The organism is Streptomyces adelaidensis (assembly GCF_016598475.1).
Lineage (GTDB): Bacteria > Actinomycetota > Actinomycetes > Streptomycetales > Streptomycetaceae > Streptomyces > Streptomyces adelaidensis.
In genome coordinates, this window is the sequence record NZ_JAEMUX010000198.1 from 1 (window position 1) to 2,603 (window position 2,603).

The 2,603-nt window shown below is 65.5% G+C and carries 3 protein-coding genes; all 3 read right to left on the reverse strand.

What is annotated here, in order from left to right:
* Positions 1 to 165: 165 nt before the first annotated feature.
* From I8N67_RS41195 to I8N67_RS44455, 3 genes are read right to left on the reverse strand one after another with little or no spacing between them, the layout of a single operon-like run.
* Positions 166 to 1,998, reverse strand: coding sequence for a hypothetical protein (locus I8N67_RS41195; protein ID WP_200309434.1), 1,833 nt, complete (start codon positions 1,996 to 1,998; stop codon positions 166 to 168).
* Positions 1,991 to 2,458, reverse strand: a complete 468-nt coding sequence (locus tag I8N67_RS41200; RefSeq protein WP_200309435.1) for an ABC-three component system middle component 2 — start codon at positions 2,456 to 2,458, stop codon at positions 1,991 to 1,993. Before I8N67_RS41200 ends, I8N67_RS41195 begins: the two co-directional genes overlap by 8 nt.
* Entirely contained in the window at positions 2,455 to 2,601 is a 147-nt protein-coding gene (locus I8N67_RS44455) for an ABC-three component system protein (RefSeq protein ID WP_307835527.1), read from the reverse strand. Before I8N67_RS44455 ends, I8N67_RS41200 begins: the two co-directional genes overlap by 4 nt.
* Between the last annotated feature and the right edge of the window lie 2 nt (positions 2,602 to 2,603).

Here is a 2,603-nt window from a genome sequence, read left to right on the forward strand (position 1 = left end):
AATGCCTTCCCACGACCTCAGATAACGAGGAAATCCGTGATCGAGTCCTCCCGGTCCAGCGCCCCGGTCGGATCCGCAATCTGGTCCGCGAGCCCATCGCTCCGCCCCACGTAGCCGGGCTATGGCGGGTTAGTAGGCCCTGCAGATCCTGGAATCGACGAGGCTTCACGGGAGGAAGCCAGGGCGACCGTCGGCGGCGGTGAAGTTGTAGGTGGTGGCCTCGGACAGGACGCCGAGGGGTGGATCGCCGTTCTCGATGATCACAGCCTGGCCGGGAAAAGCGAGCATGTCCTCGTAGAAGCGGTCTACGACGGTGGATGTGATGCGCACGTCGGGTAGGTCGGGGTCCTGTGGAGTGTTCTTCACCGGCTGGCGGTAGGTGACCACGGGGGAGTCCAGGACAACGAAGCCGAGATGGGGGAGGTCTCGTTCGATACAGAAGCGGGCCAGGGAGGTAGTGAAGGCCGAATGCAGTACGGATCGCACACCCTTGCCACGACCGGCGCGCGGGCGGCCCCCGGCCCGGATCTCGGCGTTGTACTGGTCGTACCCGGAGTTGTCGACTGCCGGTATTTCCCAGCTGCTCAGGGTGCGTTGGAGGACCGAGTCGAAGTCGTTGACGACTCGGGCGGCGATGTACTGCGCAGGCCGGGTAGCGGGCACCGCTCCCTCCCCGTCGAGGCGAGAGCGCTTGTCCTCAAGTTCCGCAATCCGCGCATGCAGTTCTAGCCCCCGCTCGACTGAAGATCGTGCGTCAAGCAGGTTTTGAAGCCCGTCCCTGAGCGGTGCGAGCTGGCCCTCGGCTTCGGCGATGAGTTCGTCCAGCGCTTCCAGGTCGTCCTTGACGGCCTGCCAGGTCCGGGCGAGCTCTTCCTGTTCGAGGGCGAGGTCGGCGATGGTCGGCAGGAGGTCCGTGAGCAGGGCGGTCGTCTTCGTGGCCTCCGCTTGCACCGCAATGTGGAGCTGAGTGGCCTCCTGCTGACTGTGGCCGGGGTGCTGGTGCTCGGGGTCCGCTCCGCAGAAGACGCAGGTTCCGACGCGGAAATAACCGAGGATGCTGCCAGCCTCGTTGACCATTACCAAACGCTCCAGATCAGAGCGGTACTGGTCCTCCAGCAGGCTGAACCGTCCCAACAGATCGCTGACCTCGGCCAGCCGCTCGTCTAGCCCAGCAAGACGGCGGGCGTGTGTCATGCGCTCGCGTACCGCTTCGCGGTGACCTTCGTCGGCCGCGCGCAGGGCAATGTTTTGCGCGTCGATCGCGATCTTGACCCGCGCCAGGCGGTCTTTCAAGTCGCGCTCAGACTCGTCCGACTCAAGCTTCGCGTACAAGTCGATCACGAGCTGGTCCAAGAGGTTGATCTGCCCCCTGTTCACACGCCGCTGTCCCGCGTTGGGCCCGGTGTCGACGGGAGGGTCTCCCTCCCCGGTCAGGAGGAACCGCATGACCGACGTCTCCGCGGTGCGGGTGGTGGTGGTGCCGGTGCGTAGGACCGGGGAGGGCATGGCGATCATGCGGTCCTCCGTAACCACGGACAGGTGCGCCAGGTCGGTCAGCGCCAGGGAGCGGGTGCCACCGGCTTCGTTCTTGCGGATGAGGACATCGTCTAGACCCATAGCGCGCATCAGGTGAATCGAGAGGCTGTTCTTGCTACGGGCGTTGTGCACCGAGTTCACGATGGCATCCGCTGGGCGGTGAACCAGGTCGCGGAGGTCCTCGCGATGCAGATGCGTGGAGTTGGTGCCGGGGCGCCGGACGAGAGTCAGCGGGCTGCCATCGGGCAGCAGCAGCCCAAGGAGGATCTGGGTGTATCCCTCGGCTTCGTCGACCATATCCAGCTGGGCGCCGCCGAGCATGTACTCGACAGACCTGACGATGAAGGTCTTCCCGGTGTCGGAGGCACCATAGATGGTGGTCAGCTCGGGGCCGAAGACGATTTGCGCTGATGGCCTGCCCGAGCCGGCGTAAGTGAGGTGGACCAGCTGGAGACTACCCACGATGGCCCTCGAACGGGCGAGAGGTCACGGGGGCGGGGGGAGGCGTTTGCAGGGACTGGGTGGTGGCGCGTACATCGATGTCCGGGGCCCATTGGTGGACGGCCCATTCAGCGCGCTCGCGGAGCCGTAGGACGTACGGGGCTTCGAGAACGTCCACGAAGGCCGGGCCGCGTTCAGTGGCCCGGTAGACCAGGCCGGTCCCGTCAGCTTCGAGTTCGGCCAGGCCAGCGCGGATGAGCACCAGAAGTGCCTGTTCGAGAACCGTGCGCTTCAGACCGAGCTCTCCCGAGCGAGCTGGCAGATCCGGGTGCAGGCTGGGTGGTCCGTCGAACTCGGCGCTGTGCAGCACGGCATGGTCTAAGAGCGCGAGCTGGGCCAGGTCCAGAGCGTCGGGATGGCTCTCCGAGAGCAGCACCAGTGCCCGCACGCCGATCTCCAGCGGGCTGTTCAGCGGTTTCATGTCCCTTCTCCCTCGCACCACGTGAGCTCGTTCTCGTTCGCCAGGTGATGGCATACCCCGGTACGGTCCAGAGTTCTCACGTGCTGAGCGAAAACCGTCTGTGTCAGCCCGGCACTGATCGCCTGCGAGGTGACGGCCTGCAGTC

Bases quoted from the DNA above. Each gene is read 5' to 3' on its own strand.
- I8N67_RS41200 (WP_200309435.1), bottom strand. From the start codon at position 2,458: ATGAAACCGCTGAACAGCCCGCTGGAGATCGGCGTGCGGGCACTGGTG.